This window comes from Microcoleus pseudofavosus SVA1_A4 (genome assembly GCF_036700565.1).
Lineage (GTDB): Bacteria > Cyanobacteriota > Cyanobacteriia > Cyanobacteriales > Microcoleaceae > Microcoleus.
In genome coordinates this window covers 1-1,064 of sequence record NZ_JAUBPE010000201.1, presented here as the reverse complement: position 1 = coordinate 1,064, position 1,064 = coordinate 1, and the positions used below count along the sequence as shown (strand labels likewise).

Here is a 1,064-nt window from a genome sequence, read left to right as displayed (position 1 = left end):
CGTTCTTGTTTGACTGACAATATATTAGATTCTTCTGAGTCCTTTTGTCAAGCGTGATTGAGATGCTCTTACCCTGATTTTAACAGGAGGGAATTTTCAACTCAGTCACGACGCAGACAGAGGACTCGATCAACTGAGAGTTTGGACGACAGATGGGCATCGGGTAGCAATGGTTTTAGGATTGAACGAAAGCAGCAATTCCTATCTGTTGAGCCGTCAAGTAGTTAATTTTACTGTCCCTGCTAAGGTACTCCGGTTATTGGAGCGTTCTTTGAATTCTGCTGACAAAGTTACGATTTACTATGAAGGTTTGCCAGAGCAACCTAGTAATTTTGTCGCATTCGAGTGGAATAATTGGCGGTTGACCACGAAGTTGCTAGAAGGGCAATATCCGATTTGTGACCAAATTATCGCTCCCTATCGACATCAATTTAGCCATCAAGTGGTGGTTGAGAGGCTGAGCTTTTTAAAAGCCTTAGAGAGGTTAGCTTCTCACAGCGACAAGTCTCACCTAACAGCTATTTTAGAATTCGATTTAGATGCCCAACAAGTGCGAGCATCACTCAACAATACTCTCAGTTCAGGAACTGAAACAGTTGATGCTAAATTCTGGGGCTGTGAGTTTTGTCTCAAGTGCGACATCCGCTATTTGATTGATACAGTCAAAGCGATTTCCAGCTCTGATTTGCGGGTGTTAATGGCAACTTCTACCGCTCCCCTACTGATTGCACCGTTTGGAACGCCTGCATCGGGTACAGAGGCTTTAGAGTGCGAATATATTGTCGCTCCGCAAGAATAATTGAAAGGTAGGGAGTGGCATCTAAATTTGATGCCCTCTCCTGCCAAATTTTGGCTTATATTACTGTATAAAATACGACAAATAGATTGGTTTAGTGCAACAGTCACTTCTCTAAAAACTCAGATATATTCTACTATTTATTTTTTGATATAAGCAACCTTTTTGCTAAAAAATAAGTGAATTTTAATGGGGAGCATCCCGCTTTTTAACTAAGCAGAAATACCGAGCTTGATGTCGTTATTTAAATATGCACATCTGAGTCTTA

At 41.1% G+C, this 1,064-nt stretch carries 1 protein-coding gene; it reads left to right on the top strand.

All coding sequences use genetic code 11. From position 1 onward, the window contains the following. The first annotated feature begins 73 nt into the window (after nucleotides 1-73). On the top strand, nucleotides 74-799 hold the full coding sequence (locus QUA02_RS33475; RefSeq protein ID WP_333034035.1) for a DNA polymerase III subunit beta family protein: 726 nt from the start codon (nucleotides 74-76) through the stop codon (nucleotides 797-799). The last annotated feature ends 265 nt before the right edge of the window (nucleotides 800-1,064 follow it).